20 protein-coding genes and 1 riboswitch are annotated in these 26,334 nt (G+C 46.2%); of the genes, 9 read left to right on the forward strand and 11 right to left on the reverse strand.

Going from position 1 to position 26,334, the window contains the following annotated elements:
* Window positions 1-6: 6 nt before the first annotated feature.
* The 3 genes from F3J22_RS22110 to F3J22_RS22120 are packed head-to-tail and all read left to right on the forward strand — an operon-like array spanning window position 7 to window position 3,992.
* Entirely contained in the window at window positions 7-1,314 is a 1,308-nt protein-coding gene (locus F3J22_RS22110; protein ID WP_370459465.1) for a TolC family protein, read from the forward strand.
* Between the two features lie 4 nt (window positions 1,315-1,318).
* Window positions 1,319-2,395 (forward strand): HlyD family secretion protein, encoded by a 1,077-nt coding sequence (locus F3J22_RS22115; protein ID WP_167020107.1) that lies wholly within the window; start codon window positions 1,319-1,321, stop codon window positions 2,393-2,395.
* Between the two features lie 4 nt (window positions 2,396-2,399).
* On the forward strand, window positions 2,400-3,992 hold the full coding sequence (locus F3J22_RS22120) for an MFS transporter (RefSeq protein ID WP_167020108.1): 1,593 nt from the start codon (window positions 2,400-2,402) through the stop codon (window positions 3,990-3,992).
* Between the two features lie 118 nt (window positions 3,993-4,110).
* On the opposite strand, the gene F3J22_RS22125 is transcribed toward F3J22_RS22120, so the two are convergent.
* The 3 genes from F3J22_RS22125 to F3J22_RS22135 all read right to left on the reverse strand — a co-directional run bounded on the left by F3J22_RS22125 (window position 4,111) and on the right by F3J22_RS22135 (window position 8,454).
* A complete protein-coding gene (locus tag F3J22_RS22125; RefSeq protein ID WP_167020109.1) occupies window positions 4,111-4,974 on the reverse strand; it encodes a hypothetical protein in 864 nt (287 codons plus the stop codon).
* A 318-nt stretch (window positions 4,975-5,292) separates the two neighbouring features.
* Entirely contained in the window at window positions 5,293-7,383 is a 2,091-nt protein-coding gene (locus F3J22_RS22130) for a LamG domain-containing protein (protein ID WP_167020110.1), read from the reverse strand.
* A gap of 36 nt (window positions 7,384-7,419) precedes the next feature.
* Complete coding sequence (locus F3J22_RS22135; RefSeq protein ID WP_167020111.1) at window positions 7,420-8,454, reverse strand: hypothetical protein; 1,035 nt, start codon at window positions 8,452-8,454, stop codon at window positions 7,420-7,422.
* Window positions 8,455-8,993: 539 nt separating this feature from the next.
* Here F3J22_RS22135 and F3J22_RS22140 point away from each other — a divergent pair.
* On the forward strand, window positions 8,994-9,512 hold the full coding sequence (locus F3J22_RS22140; protein ID WP_167020112.1) for an SRPBCC domain-containing protein: 519 nt from the start codon (window positions 8,994-8,996) through the stop codon (window positions 9,510-9,512).
* A 159-nt stretch (window positions 9,513-9,671) separates the two neighbouring features.
* Here F3J22_RS22140 and F3J22_RS22145 read toward each other — a convergent pair whose 3' ends face one another.
* Both F3J22_RS22145 and glk read right to left on the reverse strand, forming a co-directional pair.
* Window positions 9,672-10,967 carry a voltage-gated chloride channel family protein gene (locus F3J22_RS22145; RefSeq protein WP_167020113.1) on the reverse strand — a complete coding sequence of 432 codons (1,296 nt, stop codon included), beginning with the start codon at window positions 10,965-10,967 and terminating at the stop codon, window positions 9,672-9,674.
* A gap of 49 nt (window positions 10,968-11,016) precedes the next feature.
* A riboswitch (Fluoride riboswitch) is annotated at window positions 11,017-11,092 on the reverse strand.
* A 14-nt stretch (window positions 11,093-11,106) separates the two neighbouring features.
* Entirely contained in the window at window positions 11,107-12,228 is a 1,122-nt protein-coding gene (gene glk / locus F3J22_RS22150; protein ID WP_240155143.1) for a glucokinase, read from the reverse strand.
* 180 nt (window positions 12,229-12,408) lie between these two features.
* Between glk and F3J22_RS22155 the strand changes: the two genes are divergently transcribed.
* A complete protein-coding gene (locus F3J22_RS22155; RefSeq protein ID WP_205195524.1) occupies window positions 12,409-14,190 on the forward strand; it encodes a glycoside hydrolase family 15 protein in 1,782 nt (593 codons plus the stop codon).
* A 42-nt stretch (window positions 14,191-14,232) separates the two neighbouring features.
* Here F3J22_RS22155 and F3J22_RS22160 read toward each other — a convergent pair whose 3' ends face one another.
* From F3J22_RS22160 to F3J22_RS22175, 4 genes are all read right to left on the reverse strand, one after another.
* A complete protein-coding gene (locus F3J22_RS22160) occupies window positions 14,233-16,407 on the reverse strand; it encodes a bifunctional alpha,alpha-trehalose-phosphate synthase (UDP-forming)/trehalose-phosphatase (protein WP_167020115.1) in 2,175 nt (724 codons plus the stop codon).
* A 273-nt stretch (window positions 16,408-16,680) separates the two neighbouring features.
* Window positions 16,681-17,319 carry an NAD(P)-dependent oxidoreductase gene (locus tag F3J22_RS22165; RefSeq protein WP_167020116.1) on the reverse strand — a complete coding sequence of 213 codons (639 nt, stop codon included), beginning with the start codon at window positions 17,317-17,319 and terminating at the stop codon, window positions 16,681-16,683.
* 120 nt (window positions 17,320-17,439) lie between these two features.
* Window positions 17,440-18,057 carry a CGNR zinc finger domain-containing protein gene (locus F3J22_RS22170; RefSeq protein WP_167020117.1) on the reverse strand — a complete coding sequence of 206 codons (618 nt, stop codon included), beginning with the start codon at window positions 18,055-18,057 and terminating at the stop codon, window positions 17,440-17,442.
* Window positions 18,058-18,375: 318 nt separating this feature from the next.
* Window positions 18,376-20,025, reverse strand: coding sequence for a hypothetical protein (locus tag F3J22_RS22175; protein WP_167020118.1), 1,650 nt, complete (start codon window positions 20,023-20,025; stop codon window positions 18,376-18,378).
* A gap of 103 nt (window positions 20,026-20,128) precedes the next feature.
* Between F3J22_RS22175 and F3J22_RS22180 the strand changes: the two genes are divergently transcribed.
* From F3J22_RS22180 to F3J22_RS22195, 4 genes are read left to right on the forward strand one after another with little or no spacing between them, the layout of a single operon-like run.
* Window positions 20,129-21,016 (forward strand): decaprenyl-phosphate phosphoribosyltransferase, encoded by an 888-nt coding sequence (locus F3J22_RS22180; protein ID WP_167020119.1) that lies wholly within the window; start codon window positions 20,129-20,131, stop codon window positions 21,014-21,016.
* Window positions 21,016-22,347 (forward strand): FAD-binding oxidoreductase, encoded by a 1,332-nt coding sequence (locus tag F3J22_RS22185; protein ID WP_167020120.1) that lies wholly within the window; start codon window positions 21,016-21,018, stop codon window positions 22,345-22,347. The genes F3J22_RS22180 and F3J22_RS22185 overlap by 1 nt, the downstream gene beginning before the upstream one ends.
* A 36-nt stretch (window positions 22,348-22,383) precedes the next feature.
* The gene (locus F3J22_RS22190; protein ID WP_167020121.1) at window positions 22,384-23,115 is read left to right on the forward strand and encodes an SDR family oxidoreductase; all 732 of its coding nucleotides are present in this window, start codon (window positions 22,384-22,386) and stop codon (window positions 23,113-23,115) included.
* Window positions 23,112-23,705 carry an HAD family hydrolase gene (locus F3J22_RS22195; protein WP_167020122.1) on the forward strand — a complete coding sequence of 198 codons (594 nt, stop codon included), beginning with the start codon at window positions 23,112-23,114 and terminating at the stop codon, window positions 23,703-23,705. Before F3J22_RS22190 ends, F3J22_RS22195 begins: the two co-directional genes overlap by 4 nt.
* A gap of 90 nt (window positions 23,706-23,795) precedes the next feature.
* Here F3J22_RS22195 and F3J22_RS22200 read toward each other — a convergent pair whose 3' ends face one another.
* Window positions 23,796-24,575, reverse strand: coding sequence for an acyl-CoA desaturase (locus F3J22_RS22200; protein WP_167020123.1), 780 nt, complete (start codon window positions 24,573-24,575; stop codon window positions 23,796-23,798).
* Between the two features lie 107 nt (window positions 24,576-24,682).
* Window positions 24,683-26,329, reverse strand: coding sequence for an ABC transporter substrate-binding protein (locus F3J22_RS22205; protein ID WP_167020124.1), 1,647 nt, complete (start codon window positions 26,327-26,329; stop codon window positions 24,683-24,685).
* Window positions 26,330-26,334: the final 5 nt, after the last annotated feature.

Raw genomic sequence — 26,334 nt, forward strand, 5'->3', positions numbered from 1 at the left:
GCGGGTGTGCTAATATGCACATTATCAGGCGGCATTAAGGCTTATGGCCAAAACCCTGAACCTACAAACACCCTAACACTTTCAGAAGTTTGGAAAAAGACAGCCACCTATAACAAACAGTTGCAGATGCAACAATTAAAGGTGGAAGGTGCTGCAGAGCGTGTAAAGACAGCAAAAACGGAAAGGCTCCCGGAAGTTGCAGCCAATGGTCGTTATGGCCGGTTTTCGAATTTTGCTTTATATGAAGATGGTCTGTTCAAAGCTCCCACACAAGTACCTATTGAAAAGAAAGGCACCTATCAGTTTGGTGCGGAAGCTTACCTCAATCTTTATAACGGAGGTAAAACAACACGCGAAATAACTGCTGCCCAGACAGAAAGTGAATTGGCAAAAGATCAGATGAATCTCAGCGAACAAGAGCTGAGATATAAGGCCGCGGCCTATTACCTCGATATCTACCGGAATTACAAGTACGAAAAGGTAATGCTGCAGGACATTGCAGAGCGGGAAAAAGAACTGGAAGAAATCAGGCAGCTGCTGAAAAACGGGGTCGTACTGAAAAGTGATGTACTCCGGGCGGAACTCAAGCTTTCCAAACAGAAGATGTCGCTGCTGGAAATCCGTAACAGTCTTAAGATTGCTATGCAGCGTCTCAATATTATGATGGGAGATCCCGATTCTGCCATTATTAAAATCGCTGCCGATACCATCGATCCGCATGTCTCACCTGAACGCACCTACGAAGATTACCTGCATGAAGCCTACGATAACTCCTACGAGTTTAAGATTTCTGAAAAAGAGACGAAGCTCAGTGAGCTGAAACTCAAGCAGGTAAAGGCTAACATTGCTCCGAAGGTAGGTCTCTACGCAGAGTATGCATATACCTATCCGCAGATTATTCTCTACCCATATGCGTTCACGTTATATGGACTCGGTCAGGCAGGTGTGAAAGCAACCATGCCTATCTCTCAGCTATATATGAACAAGCACCGCAAGGCTGAAGCAAAGATCAACCTGATGCGGCAGGAGATAGAGCACAGTGATACGCAGGACAAGGTAAGGGAAGATGTCAGAGCAGCCTACCTGCGTTATACGGAGGCGCTTACCAGGATTCAGGTGGCGAAAGACAATATCGCACAGGCCCAGGAAAATTTCAGGATTGTCAACAATACCTATTTTAACCAGCTCTCGCTGATGACAGACCTGCTGGATGCAGAAACACAGTTGCTGCAATCCCGCTTTGATCTGACAACAGCAGAAGTAACGGCACAACTCCAGTACTATCAATTATTGAAAGCAACAGGCAACCTATAATTATATGAACAACAAAACAAACACAGACACCAGCACCAACAGAACGGACAGAATCATTTCCAGAGTAACGACCATCGTAGCTTCTATTGTGGTAATATTCCTGGCTATCTGGGGGATCAAAACCCTGATCCGCCAGTCAAGGTTCGAAGAAACAAACGATGCGCAGGTAGACGAATACATCAACCCTGTTGTGGCCAAAGTAACAGGCTATGTGGAAGAAATACGTTACGAAGAAAACCAGGACGTAAAGAAAGGGGATACGCTGGTAGTAATTGATAATAGCGAGTATGCTGCCGCACAGCAGGAATCGGAAGCCGCACTGGCAAATGCCCGCGCACAGATTGCTGTTATTGAAAGCAGTGTCAGAACAAGCGACCAGGGCTCCAAAGTATACCAGTCGCAGATTGCTGCTGCCAAAGCGAAGCTGGTTAACCAGGAGCAGGAATATGACCGCTATAAGAAATTATATGATGTGGAATCTGCCACCAAACAACAGCTGGACAGAGTAACCGCTGCCCTCGACGTTGCCCGTTCCGACTATAAAACAGCACAGAATGCCTATGATGCTTCTCTCTCAAAAATAGAAGACGCCAAAGTACAGCTGAAAGCTTTAAATGCAGAGATCCAAAGAAGAGAGGCCGTAGTAAAAAGAAATGACCTCACGGTTTCCTATACGGTTATCCTGGCGCCTTACGATGGTAAAATGGGACGCAGAACCATTCAGCCGAAACAGTTGGTGCAGGCAGGCCAGACACTAGCTTTCATCGTAGACAGGGCTTCCGGAAAATGGGTGGTTGCCAACTTCAAAGAAACCCAGATCCGTCATATGAAAGTGGGAGAGTCTACAGATATTGCCATCGACGCTTTTCCAGGCAGGAAATTCACCGGTACGATAGAGTCTTTATCTGGCGCTACTGGCAGCAGGTTTTCCTTATTGCCTCCGGATAATGCCACCGGTAACTTCGTAAAAATTGCACAACGTATTCCTGTTCGTATACGCGTGAACGGTAATCCAGAAGAACTGAAAGAACTTTCCGCTGGTATGAGTGCGGTGGTGCTGGTAAAAAAAGAGAGGAACTAAGTATATGGCTAATGACGGAACTTTCAGAAGCTGGGTACCGGAATGGCTGATACGTCTGACAATCATTCTGGTAATGTTGCCGACGGTCATGCTGTTTGCATTGTCTACCGCCAACGTAAATGCCGCCACAGGCTTTTACGGTGTAGAACCTGCGGATATCCAGTTTTCAATGGTGGTGTATTATTCCGCGCTGGCAGCATTTACGCCGCTGGAGCGAAGATTTTTCAGCCGTATCTCAACGAAGGAATATTTTCTTATCTGTCTGGTATTACAGGTCATCGTTACTTTCTGCATCTATAATACCCGTCAGCTTCCTGTATTATATATCTGTCGTTTTCTGCAGGGAATATTTAACTGCGGCGTTACCAGCATTTGCCTTACCCTCTTGTTTTCCAGGCTGAAATCCAACCATGCCAGGGAAATAGGCTATGCTTTTTTCTATGCCCTTATTTTATGCGCTTCTTCCTTTACCTCATTAATAACCGCGCCGATAATAGATGATTATGAATACAATGTACTATATAAGGTAATGATATATTGCTTCTTCCCGGGGGCTATTTTATTATTACTGATGATGAACAGGATACACCTGGTACGCCGGGTACCGCTGTACCAGCTTGACTGGGGTAGCTTTTTCCTGTATGCGCCATTCCTGGTATGCCTGGCATATGTACTGATATATGGACAGCAATATTACTGGCTGCAGGACGCCACGATTGTATGGAGTCTGGTAGCGGTGCTGGGACTAGGTTTGGTATTTGTAGTACGCCAGCTGACGCGTAAGCGCCCGCTGATACATATGGAGGTGTTCAGGTATAAGGGATTTGTATTTGGTATTACGTTAGTCGGGCTACTATATATTATTCGTGGGGCCTTCAACGTTACAACCACTTATTTCTCTACGGTACTGGGCATGGACCCATTACATATCTATGAGCTGTTCATTTACAATATACTGGGCGTCGCTACCGGAACTGTTATTTCAGCGCGACTGATTATTAAGCAACGGCCAACGCAATTCATCTGGCTGGTGGGCTTTTTCCTGATGCTTCTGTTTCATGGGTGGATGTATTTCCTGTTTGCCTCCGAGGCAGATCAGAGTACTTTCATCGTGCCATTATTTATACAGGGGGCAGGCGCAGGTTTGCTGATGACACCCATTATCCTGTTTACGATTTCATCAGTGCCATTTGAGTTGAGTCAGAGTGCTGCTGCTGTAGGCGTGTTTATCAGGTTTGCATTTTTCAGTGGCAGTACAGCGTTGATCAACTTCTTCAGTATTTACTTCAGCAACATACACAGCGCGCGTTTAAGCGACCATGTGACGGCAGTGGATGACGGTTTGCAGGGTAGACTCCATACTTATCAGTCAGCTTTGCAGGGAAGGGGTTTACCAATGGACCAGGCGGCCAAAGCGGCTACTGGTTTGCTGAACAGGGCTATGCAGAAGCAGGTATTTCTAAAGTATGCCATGGATTATTATGCCCTAATAGCAATCCTGATTGCTGTAATTATGTTGATTATAGTGATGGCACCATTTATAAATCGTACGATCATTAACGTTAGAGCCAAGCAACCAGCTGCTGCCACATTCTGATGGCGCAGTGCAACTGCTGTTTCTTTTTAGATGTATAATAAAAAAACCGCCTCGTGGCGGTTTTTTTATTGCGATATGTTTATGCCGTGAAAGTGAAAAGGGTAGTGGCTGTCATGCATTATTCGTGTTCAATCAATATAGATCCGTAGGTATTAACTGCGGTAGGAGTATCTGCAGAGGTACCGATAAATGCTCCTTTCTGACTGCGTGACTGAAAGAACATATACATGAACAGCGCGAGCCGGAAATTGGCTTTGGCTCCGAACTGCGCATGAATATTGACTTTCCCGCGACGGGGAGCATCGAGCGTATAGCCGTAGTTGTTAGCAATCTTTTCTTTCAGATTTTCAGAATAGGCATTCAGATCGATGAAATGACGGTCTTCATAATCAGTTGAAGGGTGAAAATAGAAGATCGTATCGGTAGTACCTGCGCAGAGATAGTGGATGTCAGGTTTACCTTCAGGCCGGATGCGGTCCCATTTGACAGGCTTGCCCACAGCGAGTTTAAGGTCGGAAACACCATCAGGTGTGATCATAGCTGCAAAGGTGTTATTCCATGCGGCGCATATGGCGGTAGCGAATACCTTCTGAATATCTTTATCCAGGTCAGGATTGAGTGTAATGATATGCTGGCCGTTTTCATCGTAGACCTGGATGTTCCCACCCATGTCTATTGCTTCCAGTCTGGTGGTGCGTTTTAGCTCATCGTTGGTAATCTCCTGCGGTTTGATTGATTCCAGGAGCATCTTTATATCTGCATCGATCAGCTGATTCAGGAAGCTGTTGAATGCTTCCTGGTCGTGGCCTTCCAGGCAGCTAAAGAACTCGAAATAGCTGCCTTTTTCCCGTTGAAGGTCTTCCAGCTGTAGCTTGCGGGCCTCTGAATGCCTGGGAAAAGCCAGGTCCACAATTTCATGAATTTTGATGCCATTAAGCTTGTTCAAGGCTTTGAGCGCCTCCCCGAAGTTTATATGCTGCATATGAATAGAACAGATTTGAATGTGCTTTCAAATTAGCAATTTGAGGAAACCAGCTGAGTTAACCATTGGTTAATATAAAGCAAAAGAAACCAACCTGGAAGCGGGAAATATAGTAATGTTGGTACTCTCTGTTAATTTCAGACTCTATGGCATGCACACAAGGATTACTATTTAATGCGCATGCGAATTGGGGCAGGACTTATCTGAAACGTAGCTACTTGTGCCATTCATTCAGCTAAGATAAAACTTATTGTTGCAGTTTCCCCGCCTGAGATGCATTGCATTAATGCGGCAGGCGGGGAGATACTAAAAACGTAATTATAATTGCGCGGCATGCAGTGCGGGCTGAGATGGTGAAACGCAGCCACAGTCAGCTGTTATATTGCTACAGTCAGTTAGATATTGGTTAACCGCGGAAGTGATGTCATAGAGTGACTTCGCCAGTTGTGCTGCAAACCAGACAGCTTCGGCCGGGCCAGCAGGACTAAATATCAGGACAATTCTGGCACCAAGAGAAATGACAGTCCACCAGCTCAGGGAATTGGAGAGCAGTTGCCAGGAAAATTTAGCAAGTGGAACCAGTAAGGAATATTCACGCAATAATTTCAGCGCGTTAAAAATCTTTGTGATCGATACGGTGCCACCGCTGAAAATTGCCGTGAGTTGGGGTCCGAGGCCAATGGTATTTATACGGCTTCCAAGGTAGCTGGTCATTCCTTTGGCGAAACTGCTGCTCTCATATACCAGGCCAAAAGCTGTTACCAATCCGCCTATCAGCTGGGTAATCAGCATAATCAGTGCCATGGTGCAATCTGAAATTTGTGCTTCATATACAATTTCGGACTGGCCATCTGCATGATGCAGCCGTAGACGCTTCATGGCATTGTCGCCGGTTTCTATAGAAAAGCGCATGGCATTTGTAGAAGATGAACTTTGCAAATTGCTTATGGCAAGGGATTTCATGGCATCCAGGCGATCACCCTGTATTCCTCTTTTTATGGCAAACAATTCAAAATCCTCCATTACCGCCTGCACGAGTGAAGCATCCATTATTTTTCCTTCGGTTGAAGGTTCTGTGACTGGATGGACAGCTGATAATGCGCCGCTATTGGATATGGTTCCGATGCTTTGTTGCATGGCATAACTTGCACCAGATACTAATCCTACAGGGTTCAGCGTGATCAGATTCTGGGCCGGGAGTGCTGACAGGTCATAGTACGCTAAACAATTAGTCATGGCAGAAAATTGCGGACCATTTTGTATGTCTGCCAATATCTGACTTTCGCTAATGGCCTCATTCCATAGGCTGACGTATTGTATATATCCCTGAAATCCGCTGATAGCCATGTCCGCGGCCACACTGTCTATTGCACCTATCAGCACAGCACCCTGCATTCCGGGAGCCGGAAGATTCGCAACAGAACTATCGAAAATGCCATTTATATATATGTCCGCAGTTTGCGTATCAGCAGTCCAGATAGCAGCTAGATGGTACCAGGTATCCGCATTAAGCATCGTGTTGGAAATCAGGGGAGTGGCATTTCCTAACTGAAAAACAACATTACCTGCTGCATTTACAGAGAGGATAAAACCATCCGGGGATACATCCGTGCCATTTGAAATGATGATCATATTATCATCAGCAGCATTGGTATTGTATGGGGGCTCAGGCAGGTACTGCGGATTTATCGTGGCCATAACAGAGAAGTCTGTAGTGCCGGAAGGAATGATGTTCTGATCATCATATGGGTCGCAGAAGGCAGTACCATTAAATGATACAGCCGGAACAAGGGTATTAAATTCTATACCATTTCCAGCAGGTGTAATGGATACATTATTGCCAGAGGTGTCTTGCGCAGGCATAACAGACATGTCAAACTGGGCTTCCAGGTAACTGGTAGCAGCAGGGTAGTTTGTCCATTGGTTGTTTGAAATCTGATAAGGAGTTAGCACCGTAGACCATAATCTGCACGTATCAATTTGTCCGTAAAAATCACCACCGATTACCCAGTTGTTATCTGTGGCAGCCGGAGGTGTGAGTCCGGAAGCCTGGATAAGACGTACACCGTTCAGGTATATCGTCATGGCACTGCCATCAAACGAAATGCTTACCAGGTACCAGGTATGTTCCTGTAGTACGTTCGTGGCAGTTATAGTGGGGCCATTTCCAGCAAAGGCAGCAGCAATATTGGTATTCTGGGTGGTGAGTGTAAACTCTCCCTGTTTGGAAACAAGGGTCATTTCATCCACCAGTGCATCAAGATAGCACCAGATCTCAATGGTCCAACGGTTTTGCAGAAATGAGGGCATTGTGCCACAGGAATAATAGCCCTGACCACTTACGAAGTTACTGGTGCTATTCTGATTGACTGGCATGAAATCCTGGACAGCATTTATGTAGGTGTTCATATTATTCGGTTTTATGGATTTGAAGGAATAGCAGTTTTACATATTTGCACTTACGATAGACAGTGTGCTGCCAAGCTTTATCAGTGCCAGGGTTTGGAGGTTTACCTGACCGGTTTCGTTGGCTATGGCTAATTCATAATGTCTGGTCATGGCCTGTTCTGCGGGATCTTCCAGGGAGGCAGATGGTACCTGGTAATAATCTACTGTTACGGCAGAATTGGGAGGAATGGTTCCATTGTTTGGCATCGAGATAATGAGAGACATACTCATGGATGCGCTACCAACAGTACCAATGTTTGGAGGAACGGCCATCATAAATGTAGCGTTACTACTGTTCTGATCTAATGACGTAAAATTCACGGTTTGCGAAAAAGGCATGGGTAGTCTGCTATCAACGCAATTAGCAGCCACCGTTCCGCCTGCAAGTGCAGCCGGGCCAGTAATGGAAAATATCATCTTGGCGGTTGCATTGTTAGAATTTCCAAACTCATTGATCAGCCCCAGGCTATTTCCGCCAGGATAGTAATTGACATTTCGCTGTGCGATATTGGGATTACCTGTGATCCACTGAGCGTAAGCAGCATTAGAGGAGAAGCTGGATGGTATTGCCGGGGGAACCCCATTGTTATTCACGACCGCAATCAGGCAGATGTGATTTCCAGTAGTAGGATTTACCAGTGTTTGAATAATAAATGGAGCGGTGATAAGTGCAACATCACCCGGCGCTATAGATGGATTATTATTTGCGTCAGCAAAAGTATTGATCGTGCTCAATGCAGTCCATTGATTAGGTAGCATCAACAGATTGCTGGGTACCCAATAAAGATTTACAGTACCTGTCATGGCGTTGGAAGATGTATTCAAGGCACGGACATATATATTATTCGTTTGACCACCCACGATACTTTCACCCAGATCCTTACCATAATAAGTACTTGCCATTTCCCAGGAAAGAAACTGTTCCTGGTATGGTATAATATCCGGAGAGGCCCAATAATCGTCGTTAAGGGGAGTGGGGTTAGTGCCTGTTTCGTTTAAGGTATCTCTTACAAGAAGGTTATAGTAAGCCATAATTCAATGATTTAATGAAGGAATTGTAATTGACCTTTCAGGGCAAAATTCTGGAATCATCGAAAGGTGGATACAGCTAAAAACAGCTTTCATAATGGATGTTTTTCCTGTAAGGAATCAGTGACCCCTTATCGGTTTATTTTTTTTGTATAGCTAATTACGGGAGGAAGGGTCTTTAGAAGGAATCGTGTGTAATTTTCTACTTAACATAATATAAATTATAGGATAATGCAAAACACACAATTCCGGGCCCAAAGCGAGTCGGTTTTTAAAAAAATTTTTTAGGCGCTTCGCGCCAGGGTTGCCGAGGCCCTCTGATGAGTGCGCTGAGAATGCGATATTTGAAATCATGTAGACCTATATCTCAGCTATTTAATTCTCAGTCCCCTGAAAATCAGTTCATTCTGTCCTAATTATGTTGATGGAGGTAACAAGATTTTCAATTTTAAAATTTTATCGGCAGGCACCTCTCCTGCGTTTTAAATCCCTCAAACAAATCTATAAGGTGATTGTATTCCCCCGGATAAAATCAGGTACTTATGATGAACGCAATTAACTGGCCTCCTCCATACCTTCCAGGGACCACAGATAACTTTTGTTCCAACGAAGTGATTGTCGCGGGACTCAGTGCCGAAGATATCTGGCCATACCTCAGCCACCCGTATATCTGGCCGGAATATTATAGCAACGCCTCCGCCATAGAATTTGACAACGGCGGCGGCCCACAACTCAATGAAACGTCTAGGTTCCGGTTCAGAACTTTTGGCTTTCCCATGGAAGCCGAGGTGACGGAATTTGTAGCCCCCGTGGACGGTTCTACAGGTCGACTATCCTGGCACGGCTGGATGAACGGAGACGCCAATACAAAATTTGATGTACTGCATTGCTGGCTGGTGGAGAATCTAAGCGAAGAAAGAGTAAGGATATTGACCCAGGAATCCCAGATAGGCCTACCCGCCAAAGAGCTGGCGAAATCAAAACCTAATAAAATGATCAATGGCCACCAGGATTGGCTCGATGGTTTAGTGACTGCTGCCAGAAGCGGGAAGAAGAAATAAAAATGCCCCTGGATATATTTTACTATCCAGGGGCATCTACCTATGTCAATATATTATGGTATCAAAATAAGGGCTAAAAAGTGGGTGGTTCATCTCATGCTACCACCTCCCGAAAAAATAATTCTATTTAACATAATAATTTACGCTTACGGAATTGGGCTATCGTTTCTTAGGTACCACCAACCTTTGCGCACTGTAAATTCCGGAATGTCCGCTGAAATAATAGGCCGTGAAACAAGCCACTGCAAAGTATATCACATGATGCGTTCCAAATAATTCCACGCCCATAATCGTACAGGCCAGCGGCGTATTAGTAGCACCTGCAAATACTGCAATGAAACCAAGTCCCGCCATAAGGTCTACCGGAGCACCCATCAGATGCCCCAAAGCATTACCTAATGCTGCCCCCATGAAAAATAAAGGTGTCACCTCACCCCCTTTGAAACCCATACCCAACGTGATAGCAGTAAACAGTAGCTTCCAGAACCAACTCATATAACTGATGTCGGCATCAGCACGAAATGAATTGACGATACTCGGACCCAAACTATCAGGGCTGCTGGTAGTAACACCCAACCCCAGATAGGCATCTGTACGGAGTATCCAGCAAAGTACAATGATGATGATACCACCTGCGAAAGGTACCAGCCAGGGTATTTTAATATAGGCGTTGGCGGTAGACTTTATCTTATGCATCAACCAGGAAAAAAGAAAACTGGTGAGACCGAAGGCGACGCCACCTGCGATCACCTTGGCAAGCAATAATAAATCGGCATGTATATATGGTATCCCAATGGTTGCTGCCATCGACTCGTAATCTATATGATAATGCGTATGGCTGATTCCCCAGGAACTGCATACAACATCTGCCAGTACACCCGCCACCAGGCAAGGTATCAGGGCATCATAACGCATCACGCCAATGGCCAGTACTTCCAGGGCGAATACAGCGCCAGTAACCGGTGTTCCGAATACAGCACCGAAACCCGCCGCGATACCCGTCATCAGGATGATCTTTATATCTGCTTCATTCAGTTTCAGTACACGACCTATCCAGCCTGCCATACTTCCACCTATCTGTACTGCTGTCCCTTCGCGGCCAGCAGAGCCGCCAAAGAGATGAGTGATTATAGTAGTAATCAGCACCAGCGGCGCCATGCGAGCTGGAACACCGCCCCCTGGCTGATGTATCTCATCCATGATCAGGTTGTTGCCTTTGTCGGCAGATTTCCCTCCCCACTTATACAACCAGTATATGAGGATGCCTGCAAAAGGTAATATATATAATAACCAGGGATGCTGCCAGCGTATATGCGTTACCGTATCCAGCAGCCAAAGAAATAATGCTACCAGTGAACCAGTGATTATAGCAACAGGTAAAATGAGTAATGTCCAGCGAAGCAGCTGGTAAACAATCGATAACTGATCTTTAGGGAAGTGCTGTGTTTGTTTCATGATCCTACAAATAAATAAAACATGGAATCAACGACTCCTGGTCATTTAACTATCTGTAGGCGCCATCAGCTCCGGCGATGCGAAACGGTTGGATTATACAGGAAGACACCATTTCCTGTCTGGAGGCAAAAGTAATATTTTATTTTAATAATTGAGCATAATATGCTGCACCCCAAAGTGCTGCCTTATCATTATCAACGATATGCAGCGGCACGCTCGCCAGCAATTCCTGCATCCGGTCGCCCTGAATATAATGATTATAGAACTCCCCTGTTTCCAGCAGTCCAGCAATCTTTGGCGGGATTCCCCCTCCAAGGAATAATCCGCCAACCGATTTATATTTCATGGCAAGATCTGCGGATACCCGCGCAAGGTATCTCACAAACAACTCCATCGTCTTTTTAGTAATACCCATATCTCCTGCCAGCGCCGACTGACTAATGACCGCCGACGGATTCCCGTTTGCCATAGCCTCTTTCAGACTACTGCTTTCTTCCAGCCCCTCTGCATCTCTTAAAAAAGTATAGATATCATGTATGCCCGGCCCGGAAATCACCCGCTCCCAGCTTACGATCTCATATTTCTCCTGTAGGTATTTTAATAATTTTATATCCAGGTCTGTACGTACCGCGAAATCAGTATGACCTCCTTCGGATGCAAACGGATGATGGTACGTGCCGTCCCAATAAAGGCCTGCCATACCCAAACCCGTACCTGGCGCTATAATTGCCATATTTCCAATATGATTACCCGAACCACGGTGCAAAGTGGTCAGCTCATGTGGCGACAAAGTAGCCAGTCCATAAGCAGTAGCTTCCAGGTCATTGATAAGCGCCACCTGCTGTACACCGGTTGCCTGGCGGATTTCATCCACCGTCAGCTCCCTCGATAAATTGGTCAGCTCCACTCTCCCATTGAAAACCGGTCCGGCTACGCCAATGCATATACGTTCTACCGGTCTGTCGTTACTCTCCGACAAAAACTTCACAAACATATCTGTTACGTTAGCATAATCTCTGGACACATAGGTCTCCTCCCTTAATACGTCCAGCTGTCCGCCGGCAGCCATAAACAACGCCAGGTTGGTTTTGGTGCCGCCAATATCACCGGCCAGCAGATATACCCGCTGTGTACCGGTTGCAGCAGGAAGGAAACTCGGAAGAAACTGTAATCTTTTTACTGTCTGGGTCATCTCATCAGGAATTAGCTCGCCAATAAAAGTAATTATTATTCCCGGGTTATCCCAGGTCCTCCTCTCCATAATATATTATTATAACAAAACACTCAACTTTCTCCCCTCCCGGCGCATAACAAAAAATTGCAAAACCCCTCCCATCAAGTATTTCACCACTACCCTTTCCGGATGCTTCAAAACCGGAACACGTTTTGTACCCTTCCAAACAATTTGGTAAATAAACTGTAGTTCATACAAATCATGCTTATGGAAAGACATACTTATCAGACTGGCATTATCGGAAACTGCTCATTCATTGCGCATATCAATCTGAATACCAATGTCGACTGGCTTTGCTGGCCCCGGATGGATAGTACTTTTACCTTCGGCGGACTCCTGGACACCAAAAAAGGCGGTGAATTTTCTATCCTGCCCAATGACCATTACACCTCTCACCAGTACTACCTGGAAAATACCAATGTGCTGTGTACAGAGGTGACTACCAACGAAGGCAGCTACCGTATCACCGACTTCGCCCCACGCTTCAATCAGTATGAAAGGTTCTTTAAGCCCCTGATGATGATCCGTAAGGTGGAACCTATCGAAGGCTCTCCCAGGGTGCGTGTGATTTGCAAACCTGTATGCGACTATGGTGCACGTCACCTGCACCCATTACGGGGAAGCAGCCATATTGAATTTACAGGCTGTGAAGATCGAATCCGCCTCACCACCGACATCCCCATCAGCTATATATTTGATGAAGAACTCTTTGTGCTCAACGATACCAGGTACCTCCTGCTTACCTACGGCCATCCGCTGGAAGCCCCGTTGCAAAGTACAGCAGAACGCTTCCTGCGGGAAACCACCCAATACTGGCGCAGCTGGATCAAACAATCCTCTATCGCCAATTACTTCCAGCCTTTCGTGATCCGCTCTGCGCTTGCGCTGAAATTACATCAGTATGAAGATACCGGCGCCATCATTGCTGCCAGTACCACCAGCCTGCCAGAGTTCCCGGACAGTGGCCGTAACTGGGACTATCGCTACTGCTGGATGCGCGACAGCTATTATATATTAACAGCCCTGAATCATATCGGCCACTTTGAAGAAATGGAACGCTACTTTGGTTATATCACGGATATCTCTTTCTCGGGAGATTTCCGGTACCAGCCCCTGTATGGCATTACCGGCAAAAAAGATCTGATAGAAAATATCCTTCCGCATCTCAGCGGATATATGGGTAACCAGCCTGTAAGAATTGGTAATCAGGCATATGAGCATATTCAGAATGATATCTACGGACAGGTGCTGATCTCCATGCTACCGCTCTATACCGACCATCGGTTTATCTTTACGGAAAGAAAAGACTCCGACCGGTGGATCAACCTCCTGCTGAAGAAGATAGAGCGTACCATCGATGAAAAGGATGCAGGTATCTGGGAGTTCCGCAACATGGCTAACATTCATTGCTATACGAATTTGTTCCAGTGGGCAGGATGCTGTGCAGCCGAGAAAATGGCCCGCACTATTAATAATGAAGAACTGGTAGAGAAAGCTGTGGCCTTAAAAGAAAGAGCCGCCGCGCATATCGAAAGCTGCTACGATCCTGAACTGAAAGCCTATACCAACGCCGCTGGCAGCAAATACCTGGATGCCAGTACCCTGCAGCTGATCATGATGAATTACCTGGATCCAAAGTCGGAACGGGCACGTGATCACCTGGAGGCCCTTGAAAAGGAACTTAAAACTGATGACGGCCTCTTCTACCGTTACCTCCATTCCGATGATTTCGGTAAGCCACGAACTACGTTTCTCGTTTGTGCATTCTGGTATGTAGAAGCCCTTGCCTGCGTAGGACGCCTGGAAGATGCCCAGCACGAGTTTGAAAAAATACTGCAGTACAGCAATCACCTGCTGCTGTTTAGTGAAGATGTTGAATCGGGTACCGGCAGCCAGTGGGGTAATTTTCCGCAGGCCTATTCACATGTGGGACTCATGAATGCCGCCTACCGTATAAGCATGAAGCTGGACGTTCCGATCTTTATATAATCAGAAAGGGCCGTGTCTATTCTTTAGACACAGCCCTTTGCTTTATTTCTTCAGGGTACGTAAGAAATGCCGCACCTCATGATAACTTCGTAAATAGTACCTGGCCGCCGATACCTGGCTACCTACCTTAATGGTATAAGCCGACGGTGGTAAGGTTTTAAAGATATCTTCATCCGTTACATCGTCTCCCATTGCCATAATAAAATCATAGTCTCCCTGGTGTAGCCAGCTATCTGCTGCTTTGCCTTTATTGATTTCCACGTTCTTCACTTCAATAACCATATCTCCCGGCAAAATCTGCAATCCCTTTTCCTGGGCGTAGTAACGGAGCGTCGCCATGAGTTCATTGGCGCGGAGCTCTCCTAATCCGGGTTCTACTTTACGGTAATGCCATACCAGTGAATAGGTTTTTTCTTCGATGAAGGATCCCGGCGTACGGTCTGTTACTGTTTCCAGTATGGGCCTGATTTCCTGTTTCCATTTGTCGCTGAGTCCGGGAAGCTGGTACCATTCCCCATCTTTTGTTTTCTGCCAGGCGCCATGTTCCGCAACGAGATCCATTGGCAGATGGCCAAACCAGCGGCCCAGCGTCTCATGGTTTCTTCCGCTGATCATGACAATTTTATTGCCAGGAACTGCGGCCAGCTCTCTCAGTAGCTGGTAAAGGTCGGGATCCGGCGAAGCCTGGTCTATATTTACCTGGAAACCTACCAGTGTCCCATCGTAGTCGAGGAATATCATACGGTTCTTGGCCTTACGGTATTCCTGGCGTATATACATGGCCGTTTCCGGACTCACTCTTCTGGCCAGCATATTCTGCTGCATGACGTTCACTTCCTGTAGTCGGGTCATGAACAGCTTCACCCAGTGGTTAATATTGAATTTCGAGACCACCTGACGCATGGCCTTCATCCGACGGGTTTGCTCTTCCAGTGGCATATTGATGGCTTCCACAATAGCGGAGGTAATGGCACTGATATTATTGGGATTGACAATGATTGCGTCGATCAGTTCTTTGGAGGCGCCGGCCATTTCACTGAGAATCAGTACGCCGTCGTTGTTGTTACGACTGGCTACGTATTCCTTGCTGACGAGGTTCATACCGTCGCGCATAGGTGTAACCAGACAGATATCCGCAAAATTATAGAGCGCTGACAGCATCTCTACAGGGAAGGAACGATAAAAGTACTGGATCGGGTGCCAGCTGAGCGTGCGGTAACGGGCGTTGATATGTCCTACCTTACGGTCTATATCTTCTCTTAGTTGTTTGTATTGTGGTACGGTATCCCTGGATGGTACCACGATCATATACAGTACTACCTTGGAAATCATCTCCGGGTATAGCTGAAATAGCTGCTCGAAGGCTTCAAGACGCTGTAGTATTCCCTTGCTGTAATCCAGCCGGTCGATAGAGAGGACCATCTTTTCTGTCTTGAAGGTCTCCTTTAACTCATTGATTAACCTTTGCACTTCGGGATCATGCCCGAGCTGGGAGTATTTGGCATCGTCTATCCCCATGGGAAAAGTTTCCACTACGATTGCCCTGTCGTTATAGGAAACGACATTGGCGGAGGTCTGCGCTGGCAAAAGCCTGTTGACGGCGTCCAGGAAATAGCGGGTATCGTCGAAGGTATGGAAGCCCATCAGATCGGCGCCAAGCATCCCTTCCAGGATTTCGGTACGCCATGGGATAAGGCGGAATAATTCGAAAGAAGGAAAAGGAATATGCTGGAAGAAGCCTATTGATATCTCCGGCATTTCTGCCCGGAGCATGCCGGGAAGTAACAACAGCTGATAATCCTGTACCCAGATAATATCTCCCTGTTCTGCTACAGATAAAATGATGTCCCGGAATTTCCTGTTGACCTGATAATAGTAGTCCCAGTTATTTTGTTCATAGCGGGCATAAACGGACATATAGTGGAAAACCGGCCACAGTGTTTCATTGGAGAAGCCCTCATAAAAGTAGTTGATTTCATCTTCCGTGAGGAAAACGGGCATGAGATTCATCTTTCTCAGCTGTGCCGTCACTTCTGATTGCGCTTTCGGATCACTGATTTCCTGTCCAGGCCATCCGATCCAGATGTTGTTCCCTTCCCTGTAAATAGATCCTAAACCGGTTGCCAGTCCCCCTTCGCTGGTTTGCAACGAGAATTTACCCTCCTGTTCTGAAATCTTAACCGGTAACCTGTTCGATACAATAATAGTTTTTCTCATAGTCTTATTATATATCTATTTTCAAAATACATGCTAATGGATGTTGCACCAATTCATCAATAAATGTACCCGGAGAGCGGAACCTGAGAATATAAGTACCTGAATACGGTGATAGTGCCAATGGTTCATCTTAAGGGTTGGGGGTAACAGAATGCTTAAATTGTCTTGCTTATATTTTTAGCAGGTGCGAATGTACAATATACAGAAAATGAAGTAGATAGACAAAAGGATATAGAAAAAGAGACCGGTTTTTACCGGCCTCTTACTAAGAATTCAGCTTTTACCCGCCAAAAACGGCGCCTGATGGATATAGCTGCTATTATATAGCATATGCGTCATTTCCTGGGCTATATCGCCCGCGTTTACATAGTTACCCGGACAATCATCTACTGCTATACTAACCTTCCCGGAAGCCGGCTTAAAATGAATAAATGGCACCCGTACCATTGTCCAGGCCAGCTTACTGGCTGCCAGCATTTCATAGGAAAGCTGCCTGTCGTTGCTGACCAGTGGGTACGTTTGCTGCATCCATTGGGTGGCCTTACGCGTTTCAGGCCCTTTATTATCGGCAGGAACGTCTACATTAATTCCGGCCAGCAGCACATAGCGGCTGATCTGGTGAACGGGCATTGCTTTCATCAGATGGGTTGTCAGCAGACCCGCCACCAGTGGCTCACCGGGTCGCTGACCGATAGTGCTCAGTACTGCCTGCGTGCCTTCCAGCAGCTGATCGATGGCGATGTAATCCAACGCGTCGCCTTGAATGACCGTCAGGTGAGGATGCCGGAAAGTGAATGTGCCTGGATGGCGGACCAGCGCCTTCACCTCATAGCCCGCTTGTAGAAGTGATTGGAGTAGATATAGACCTGTACGGCCAGCGCCGCCTAAGACGGCTATAGTGGAGTATTGCATAGTTGTAAATATTACATAGGAAATAAGGCTGCCCGGTAAACGGACAGCAAGAATACCGGCTGTTAATATTTACAATTATCTTTTAATGAGCTGAAGATACAGTATCTATTGGAAGATGATTCATTTAGTCTTTTTATTCTTTTGCTGGAAGCGGGTTACTTTGGTAACATCACCGCAGGTGGCCATGCTACACCAGCGTCTGGAGCCATTTTTACTTTTGTCCAGGAAGAGCTTACCACAGCGGGGGCATTGTTTGACAGCTTTCACCTGAGGTGTAGCCAGCAGGCCAGCGGCTGATTGCACAATCTTCCAGATGGGGAGCTCCAGCCCCGGCGCGCTGAGCGACAGTTGACCATGTCCCAGTCGTTTGTCCCAGGAGAATTCCAAATTCGTATAGGCTTCACTGATATAGGTGTTGAGCGTGAGCAGGTCATTGTCGGCCAGTGGCTTACGCGATATTACCTGCCGGAAGATGGTATACAGGAGTTCCCGTAGCCGCAAGCCTTTGTCGAATGCCTGGGCTGCTTTAACCGGATAATCCTTCGCGAGTCGTTCCAGTGTCTGAATAATTTTGGGGGAGATGATCTCCGTCTGATGACACCAAAGGCTGAGGTCTTTATAAGTTTGGAGGAGTTCGGTAGGGTCTGTTTTGAAGCGGTCACTGAGGGTATTCAGGAAATCCAGGCAGTAAATGCCGCCATCTGGTTTCAGGCTTGATATGGTCACCGGGGTAGTCATTGTAATGTGATTTATTCAGGGTGTTTCCTAAGTTACGCCATTACGTTTAACCAGTCAAATTAGTTTTACCGGTTAGTATTTTTATAGGTAATTCTGTAGAAAATCCTTATCTAAAGTAATAGTTAATCAAAATGTAATCATCTTGCTAAAAATCAACAATTTAAACAGATGAAATATTATTGAAAAAATGGAGATCCAGTGGCCTGACCGATATAATTTTAGCTACTGAAAGCGGAATGGATGGGCTTAAAAAAGAATTGCATTCCGGCAGGTTACCGGAATGCAATATATAGATATAATATTTTATAAAGTTAGACTTTATTTAGATGTGTTCACATAGATTTCAATTGTGGCATTTGTCGGGCGACGAGGCGCCAAAAAGGTATCAATACGCATATAGTTGTCTTGCAATACCGGCCTCAGCGCAAACGGGTAAAAGTTGTTTAGCGTCGGGGCGTATTCATATAATATCAGGTCGTAGTGATGTGCCTTTATCTTCTCTTCGAATGTATGGAGCTGCCTGTTAAACATCCCTACCCCCAGATGGTACCAGAGCGGATAGTCTGGTCCCGTTTCCAGCTGGTAAGGCATCGCTTCGGCCAGTGGAGTCAGCTCTGTCATATTGAGGACCTTTAACCCGCTCTTCTTCTCCTTTACTACCGGCAGGGCTAATACCCGCTCTATTCCCTTTACTGTACTAACAGGCATATATATACGCTTAAATACCGGCAGATTGGTAAAGGTCCATTGGCCTACGGGTTCATCTACAAAACTGGTATCGGGCTTTATAACCATATAGTTGTGCCGGGATACGATATTCTCCCCGGTAGCTTTCATTTCTGCGGCTATATCATGTTGCGGGAAGATACGCTGGGTTAGTCTGTCTGCATAGCGCCAGTAAGCACCTGACCACCAGAGCAGCACCAGCGCAGCCGTCATCCCGATAAATTTACGGGACTCCGTGTTGAACGACAGCTTATTACAAAGCTGGTGTCCTATAAAGGCAAAACAGAAAGCGTGAAAGAAGATATTGTTATCCAGCGGTGTATAACTGGTAACCTGGAAGATGGCAGCTTCTGCCAGTATTCCTAAAGTCAGCAGTGCGAAGGTAACTGCCTTACGGTCCTGCAGCCATGCTTTCCAGCTGCTGACGCCAGCGGCTATACTAAAGACCACCAAAAGGAAATATGCTTTAAGCCAGGCCGACCAGGCCATTATCTCTGTAAAGATATCCCCCGGGTCTAAGCGTGAGCTATGTGGTGCCTGCCCATGGTTAAACCAGTAGCTGAAGCCGGCGCCTAAAGGCAGTATGATGAGGAGCGCAACTGACAGGTAAGCAATGATGAAGGCGACCAGTGCCGACCAGCGGCTGGAGGTAACTGCATTATATAACAGGAGCGCCAGCGCAATGAGCAGCGCCATGCCTCCTCCGTCCTGCTTGGTAAAAAACGACAGGAACAGGAAGAAAGCGGCAATGATCATCATCAGCCATCCTGCGATTTTGTTATCTGTAAACAAGCCTCTTAACAGAAAACTCAGACCTACCAGCTCATATACGATAACCGTATGGTTGTACCAGGGCCAGAAGTTATTCAGGGAGTAAGAGAGGAGAAATACCAGCAACGCCGTAATCCGTATACCCGGTTTTACATCAAAGGATTTAAGTATGGAGATAAAGGAGAGTCCGGCCAGGATGTTCAGGAATGCCTGTGCTTTCACCAGCGTGATCATCGCCGGCCCAAAGAGTTTAAAGAACAGTGCCGGCACGATCCAGTAGCCATAGCCCAGCGGCATACCGAAGTCTTTATAAGGCTGCTGACCTAAATAGAGCCTGTACGCTCCTTCCCATGAAAGAAATATGTTAACCCTGTACGGGAAGGTCATGAACAATGGAATGAGGGCAAAACCTATTATCAGTAAAATTTCAAGGAGGGCCCATTTACGGGTCGAAAGGGATGTTGATGGCATAGATGAAATTGGGATTCGCTACTTTGTAATGTTATCATAACATATAGACAATCAAAAATAATTGAATTAATTGTATCTTGTTGCGTCAACTTTAGTTCCCCCCATGAAATATTTGAAATTACTCCGCCCCAAGCACTGGGCTAAGAATGCCTTCCTCTTTATCCCTTTATTTTTTGCAGGGCAGTTATTTAATCTTGATAAGATTGTAGAACTCATTGTAGCATTTATCTCTTTTAGTTTAGTAGCGAGCAGTATTTATGTCATCAATGATTATCAGGATATTGAGGCCGATAAGATCCATCCGGTTAAATGTAAGCGCCCCCTGGCTTCCGGAGCCGTATCGAAACCAGCAGCGTTGGTGCTCTTCGCGTTATGTATCATTGTAGGCTTTGCGCTGGCCTGGTATGTACGTCCCAAATTTGCCTTTGTAGTAGCTATCTACTTCGTCATTAACCTCTTCTATTCCTTCGGGCTGAAGAACATCTCTATATTGGATATCATTATTCTGGCCATTGGTTTCGTATTACGTGTAAAGGCAGGCGGTGTGGCCACAGAAGTAGCGATGTCTGAATGGCTGATGATCATGGTGTTTCTCCTGGCCTTATTTATGGCAATTGCGAAAAGAAGGGACGATGTACTTATCAAGTTGTCGTCCGGACAGGAAATGCGTAAGGCTGCCAAGGGTTATAACCTGGATTTCATGAATGTAATGCTGGCCCTGGTATCTGCCGTTATCATTGTGGCGTACCTTATGTATACCATGGCCCCTGAAACGCAGCAGCGCTTTAATACCTATCGCTTATATTATACCTCCCTCTTTGTTATTGGAGGATTATTACGATATTTGCAAATAACCTACGTGGAGAACAATACTGGTTCTCCCACCAAGATCCTATATAAAGACCGTTTTATTCAATTAACCATTTTCCTGTGGGTCCTGAGTTTTTATGTTTTAATTTATTTACCCACTAACGTTAGATTCTTTGAATAATGCAAAAACGGTTAGCAAACTGGGGAAACTACCCCGCCATTGCCAGTGAGGAAAGTTCCTTCACACAGGAAGAACAACTGCGCAACTTTGTAAGCACGAACCATGAGCTGATAGCGCGCGGAAACGGTCGTTGCTATGGTGATGCCTCTTTGGGCAAGCATAGCATCTCCATGCTTAAATATGATAAGATATTGTCTTTCGATACGGAAAAAGGTATCATGGAATGCCAGGCAGGTGTTACCCTCGACCAGCTTCTTGATATTCTCGTTCCCAAAGGATGGTTCTTACCCATTACACCAGGTACGAAATTCATTACCATTGGCGGCGCAGTAGCCTCTGATGTACATGGTAAAAACCACCACGTAGACGGCGCCTTTTCTAACCATATTATTGATATGGATGTGATTACAGGCACCGGTGAAACAATTACCTGCAGCCCCAATCAGCATACAGACCTTTTCTGGGCTACCTGTGGCGGCATGGGATTAACCGGTGTCATTACCCGCGTGAAGTTTGACCTGAAGAAAATAGAAACGGCGTATATCCGTCAGACGCAGATCAAGGCAAAGAACCTGGAAGATGTGATCCGGCTGTTCGAAGAATATAAGCACTATACGTATTCCATGGCGTGGATCGACTGCCTCAAGCAGGGCGACTCCTTCGGCAGAAGTATCCTCATCGTTGGAGAACATGCCACCCCGGAAGAACTGAACGCTAAGCAGGCAAAGGCGCCATTAACGTTGCCGGTTAAACGAAAACTGACAGTCCCTTTCAACCTCCCTTCCTTTATCCTGAATACACTGACAGTCAAAATCTTTAACTGGCTCTACTACAATAAAAATCTCAAGCGCGAAATCAATAACGTCGTACCTTACGAGCCCTTCTTCTATCCGCTGGATGCTATCCTTCACTGGAACAGAGGTTATGGCAAAGCAGGGTTTGTACAGTACCAGTTTGTGCTGCCGCTGGAACATAAAGATGGACTGGTAGCCATATTGAAACGTATCTCCGACAAAGGCTGGGGATCCTTCCTGGCGGTATTGAAAGTATTTGGTAACCAGGAAAGCCTGATCTCCTTCCCGATGGAAGGCTATACGCTGGCACTGGATTTCCCGGTACGCAAAGGGCTCTTCGAGTTCCTGGATGAGCTGGATGAGATTGTACTGCAATACGGGGGAAGATTATATCTTTCCAAAGATGCCCGCATGAAACAGGAAGTATTCTGGAAGAGCTACCCCAATGCAGAGAAATTCGCGGCCATCGTAAAGCAATATAATAATGACAAGCGCTTTACCTCTTTACAGTCAGAGCGTTTACAGCTGACCCGATAAAATATTATTCCTGCTAACCAATACCTTCGCAATCCCATGCCATCCGTATTAATACTTGGCGCCGGGTCTGATATGGCGGTAGCCATAGCCCGTGCGTATGCCTCCAGAAAATATGATTTACAACTGGCAGCCCGCAGCGGCCAGGCGTTAATTCCCTTACAACAGGACCTGCAGATACGCCATAGTGTAAATGTAACCGTACACGATTTTGACGCCACCGCTTTTAATTCACATGCAGCTTTTTATGAACAGCTTCCGGTAATCCCCGATATCAGCATCTGTGTATTCGGCTACCTGGGCGACCAGGAAAAAGCCGAAACCAACTGGCTGGAAGCAGAACGTATCATTAACAGTAACTATACCGGCGCAGTCAGCATCCTCAATATCATTGCAGAACGCTATATTACCAAAGGCAGCGGCACGATCATAGGTATCAGCTCCGTAGCCGGCGAACGCGGGCGCATGAGCAACTATATATACGGCAGCGCCAAAGCCGGCTTCTCCGCCTATTTGAGTGGACTGAGAAACAGGTTGTTCCATAAAGGTATCCATGTGATGAGTGTACAGCCAGGCTTTGTTAATACACAGATGACACAGCATCTGGCACTCCCTCCGCTCCTGACAGCCCAGCCCGAAGCAGTAGCTGCCGCCGTGCTGAAAGCAGCAGATAAAAAGAAGAATACCCTCTTCGTTAAGTGGCACTGGAAATATATTATGCTGATCATCAGAAATATACCGGAAGGTATGTTCAAAAAACTGAAGCTATGACCATAGCATTCTTTGATTTCGATGGTACTATAACGGATACGGATACACTCTGGCAGATAATCCGTTTCCAGAAAGGCAACGGAGCCATGTACCGGGGTGTATTGCAACTGCTTCCAGGCCTGCTTCAATTAAAATTGAAACTGATCCCGGCACAGCAAATGAAGGAGAAAGTATTAAGGCATTTCTTTGCTGGCATGAAGGAAAGCGATTTCCAGGCTGGATGCAATGCCTTCTGTGAAGAGGCACTCCCGAAAATGATCCGTCCCCAGGCGTTAAAGGCTATCCGTGAGCACCAGCAGGCCGGACATGAAGTAGTGGTCGTAACGGCATCTGCCTATAACTGGGTAGCGCCCTGGTGCCAGCGGCTAAATATCCGATGCATAGGTTCCCTGCTGGAAGTAACGGATGAGGCTATTACCGGTAAACTGCAGGGAATCAACTGTAATGGTGAAGAAAAAGTAAACAGGATCAAACAGGTCTATCACCTGAACGATTATACGGAGATATATGCCTATGGTGACAGCAGCGGGGATAAACCAATGCTGGCACTGGCGGGTAACAAAAGCTCCTTCCGCCCTTTCCGGAACTGACCGAAGCGTTGATACCAACCTCATAATAAACAGAACGACCTGCCAATTGGCAGGTCGTTCTGTTTATTGATACGGATTGATTGTGGTGTATTAAGCCGCTTTCGCTTTTTTCATCTGCGCCGGAGTAACCATGGCAGGCTTCAGTTTAATGATTCCGACAACATTCAGGAGTTTCATCACCTGGTAGCTAGGATCGAATTCATACCACTTCTTAGCGAAGTTAGGACTGTCTTTAAACTTGTGGTGGTTGTTCTGGAACAGTTCACCCAGGAGAATGATACCCCATGGAGAAGTATTTTTAGATTTATCACCGTTATCGAAGTTGCTGTAACCATATTTGTGACCACACCAGTTTACCACTGCACCTTGTACAGGCCCCATCAGGAAGTGGATAGGCAGCAGTAAATAAAGATACCACATACCGGTTGGAACGAATGCTACATAGAAAGCAATATATAAAGCCATCCATGCAAGACGGGTAAAGTTGTTATCACCAAATTTGTCCATTGCATCCCATCTTGGTAAAGGCTCCTCCAGGAATTTCTTATCTACCTTGCTGGTATCATGTAAGAAACCGTTGTAAATAGTACGGGTATGTACCATCATACTCCATACATCCTTGAAGAAGTGCGGAGAATGCGGATCATGCTCTGTGTCACTGAATTCGTGGTGCATACGGTGCATTACACCATACGCTCTCGGAACCAGGTAGGACGAACCCTGGAAAAACCAGGTACAGAAGTAAAAAAAGCGTTCCCAGAATTTACTGGTAGTGTACATCTGGTGAGACGCATATCTGTGTAAATAAAATGTGTGAAAGAACAAAGATGCGAACCAATGCACACAAAAGAATATCAGGATTGCTGTCATTTCTGTTTTTATAAAAGTTGACAATAATCACCAAAGATAGCCTAATAAACTGTAAGTCAACTCAATTTATCCCGTTTAATACCCAATAAAATGTTAAAATAAATAAATTATATTCTTTTCTTGACCCTGCGTAACTCCAGCAGGTTCAATCCATTGCTTTTCAGATTTTCTACATTGGGCTGGATAAGATGGATCACTTCGTCATAAAATAAAGGTACCACCGGTGCTTCTTCCACGATTATTTTATCCATCTCCTGGTAGAGATGATAGCGTATGCTGTCGTTTTGTTCTGCCATAGCTTCCAGGTACAATTTATCGTAGGCACTGTTCTTAAACCGCGTATAGTTTGGTGGTGCAGGGTTCTGCCCATAGAACATGGCCAGGTAGCTCTCCGCATCCGGGTAATCGGCAATCCAGCTGCCACGGAAAAACATCGCCTGTGATTTGGCGGTTTGCTCCAGCAGCAAACTTTTCTGTATCACCTCTACCTGTATACGAACACCTATCTCCTGCAACTGGTTAGCTACATAGTTGGCCAGGTCTGCATATATAGGTATAGACAACAGTTTGATAACGGGCAGGCCCTGTCCGTCCGGGAAACCGGCTTCTTTCAGTAATGCCCTGGCTTTTGCCGGGTTATAGCTATAGCCTTTCACCAGCGCTGCATCAAAGGAAGGCAATCCGGCAGGAACAAACCCTGATGTTGCCGGCTGTCCGATACTATTCCGCAGATAGGTCATCATCTTCACCCGGTCAAAACCATAGTTAATGGCCTGTCTAATCTTTTTATAGCGAAGCGGGGAAGTCTTTACCACTTCCAGCGCCGTATCGTTTAATATACCCAGGTATTCTGTGTTCAGATAGGAATGTTTGTCCAGCACCATTTTGCCTTTCCATTCCGGCTTCAGGTTGCCTGTTTTGGTGAGCACCTCATCCTTGAAGCTGGCATCCAGGTCGTTCATGAAGTCGAGCTGTCCCTGGCGGAACAACAGAAACTCTGTGGCCTTGCTCTCCAGGAAACTTATCTGTACAGCATCCAGGTAAGGCAATGGTGCACCGGCACTGTCTTTCTCAAAATAGTGCGGGTTACGGTGTAATACCAGTGCCTGGCCTTCGTCCCAGAGGAAATACTGAAAAGGTCCGGTACCGCAGGGATGGTTACGGAAGTCCTTACCGTATTTGGCGATGGCTTCATGAGGCACTACCGAACAGTATTGCATACTGAGTATGCCCAGTATCGGGTGGAATGGCTCAAACAGACGAAGCTGAAATGTGGAGTCGTTCAGGGCAACAAAGCCGCTGTCTTTATCCAGGCGACCATTAAAGATCCAGGCACCCGGCGAGGCCGTGGCAGGGTCCATGATACGGCGCAAACTATACACCACATCACCGGCGGTCATTTTCCTTCCTTTCCCTCCGGGAAATATGTCATTGTCCTGGAAGTATACATCTGTACGCAGGTGAAAGGTAATCACCCGATGGTCTGCCGATTCCTCCCAGTGGCTTGCCAGTGATGGGCGCATCTGCAGGTTTTCATCTGGTTCTACCAGTGTATTATATATCTGCCTCACCGCCCAGATAACGGATTGATTACGGGCAAAGGCGGGGTCCAGGCTGGTAATACCTTCCACCTGGTTATAGCGGAATACCTGCTTTCCACTGTCTGCCTGCGGTCCACAACTACCTATACCGCCCAATAGCAAGGCCGCTACAAAAAATCTACCGATAAACGCCTGACAATAATTACTTTTCATTTGGC

Source organism: Chitinophaga sp. Cy-1792, assembly GCF_011752935.1.
Lineage (GTDB): Bacteria > Bacteroidota > Bacteroidia > Chitinophagales > Chitinophagaceae > Chitinophaga.

What these genes read in the sequence shown, in the direction of transcription:
- F3J22_RS22115 (WP_167020107.1), top strand. Translation starts at nt 1,319, where the DNA reads ATGAACAACAAAACAAACACAGACACCAGCACCAACAGAACGGACAGA.
- F3J22_RS22120 (WP_167020108.1), top strand. Translation starts at nt 2,400, where the DNA reads ATGGCTAATGACGGAACTTTCAGAAGCTGGGTACCGGAATGGCTGATA.
- F3J22_RS22125 (WP_167020109.1), bottom strand. Translation starts at nt 4,974, where the DNA reads ATGCAGCATATAAACTTCGGGGAGGCGCTCAAAGCCTTGAACAAGCTT.
- F3J22_RS22130 (WP_167020110.1), bottom strand. Translation starts at nt 7,383, where the DNA reads ATGAACACCTACATAAATGCTGTCCAGGATTTCATGCCAGTCAATCAG.
- F3J22_RS22135 (WP_167020111.1), bottom strand. Translation starts at nt 8,454, where the DNA reads ATGGCTTACTATAACCTTCTTGTAAGAGATACCTTAAACGAAACAGGC.
- F3J22_RS22140 (WP_167020112.1), top strand. Translation starts at nt 8,994, where the DNA reads ATGATGAACGCAATTAACTGGCCTCCTCCATACCTTCCAGGGACCACA.
- F3J22_RS22145 (WP_167020113.1), bottom strand. Translation starts at nt 10,967, where the DNA reads ATGAAACAAACACAGCACTTCCCTAAAGATCAGTTATCGATTGTTTAC.
- glk (WP_240155143.1), bottom strand. Translation starts at nt 12,228, where the DNA reads ATGGAGAGGAGGACCTGGGATAACCCGGGAATAATAATTACTTTTATT.
- F3J22_RS22155 (WP_205195524.1), top strand. Translation starts at nt 12,409, where the DNA reads ATGGAAAGACATACTTATCAGACTGGCATTATCGGAAACTGCTCATTC.
- F3J22_RS22160 (WP_167020115.1), bottom strand. Translation starts at nt 16,407, where the DNA reads ATGAGAAAAACTATTATTGTATCGAACAGGTTACCGGTTAAGATTTCA.
- F3J22_RS22165 (WP_167020116.1), bottom strand. Translation starts at nt 17,319, where the DNA reads ATGCAATACTCCACTATAGCCGTCTTAGGCGGCGCTGGCCGTACAGGT.
- F3J22_RS22170 (WP_167020117.1), bottom strand. Translation starts at nt 18,057, where the DNA reads ATGACTACCCCGGTGACCATATCAAGCCTGAAACCAGATGGCGGCATT.
- F3J22_RS22175 (WP_167020118.1), bottom strand. Translation starts at nt 20,025, where the DNA reads ATGCCATCAACATCCCTTTCGACCCGTAAATGGGCCCTCCTTGAAATT.
- F3J22_RS22180 (WP_167020119.1), top strand. Translation starts at nt 20,129, where the DNA reads ATGAAATATTTGAAATTACTCCGCCCCAAGCACTGGGCTAAGAATGCC.
- F3J22_RS22185 (WP_167020120.1), top strand. Translation starts at nt 21,016, where the DNA reads ATGCAAAAACGGTTAGCAAACTGGGGAAACTACCCCGCCATTGCCAGT.
- F3J22_RS22190 (WP_167020121.1), top strand. Translation starts at nt 22,384, where the DNA reads ATGCCATCCGTATTAATACTTGGCGCCGGGTCTGATATGGCGGTAGCC.
- F3J22_RS22195 (WP_167020122.1), top strand. Translation starts at nt 23,112, where the DNA reads ATGACCATAGCATTCTTTGATTTCGATGGTACTATAACGGATACGGAT.
- F3J22_RS22200 (WP_167020123.1), bottom strand. Translation starts at nt 24,575, where the DNA reads ATGACAGCAATCCTGATATTCTTTTGTGTGCATTGGTTCGCATCTTTG.
- F3J22_RS22205 (WP_167020124.1), bottom strand. Translation starts at nt 26,329, where the DNA reads ATGAAAAGTAATTATTGTCAGGCGTTTATCGGTAGATTTTTTGTAGCG.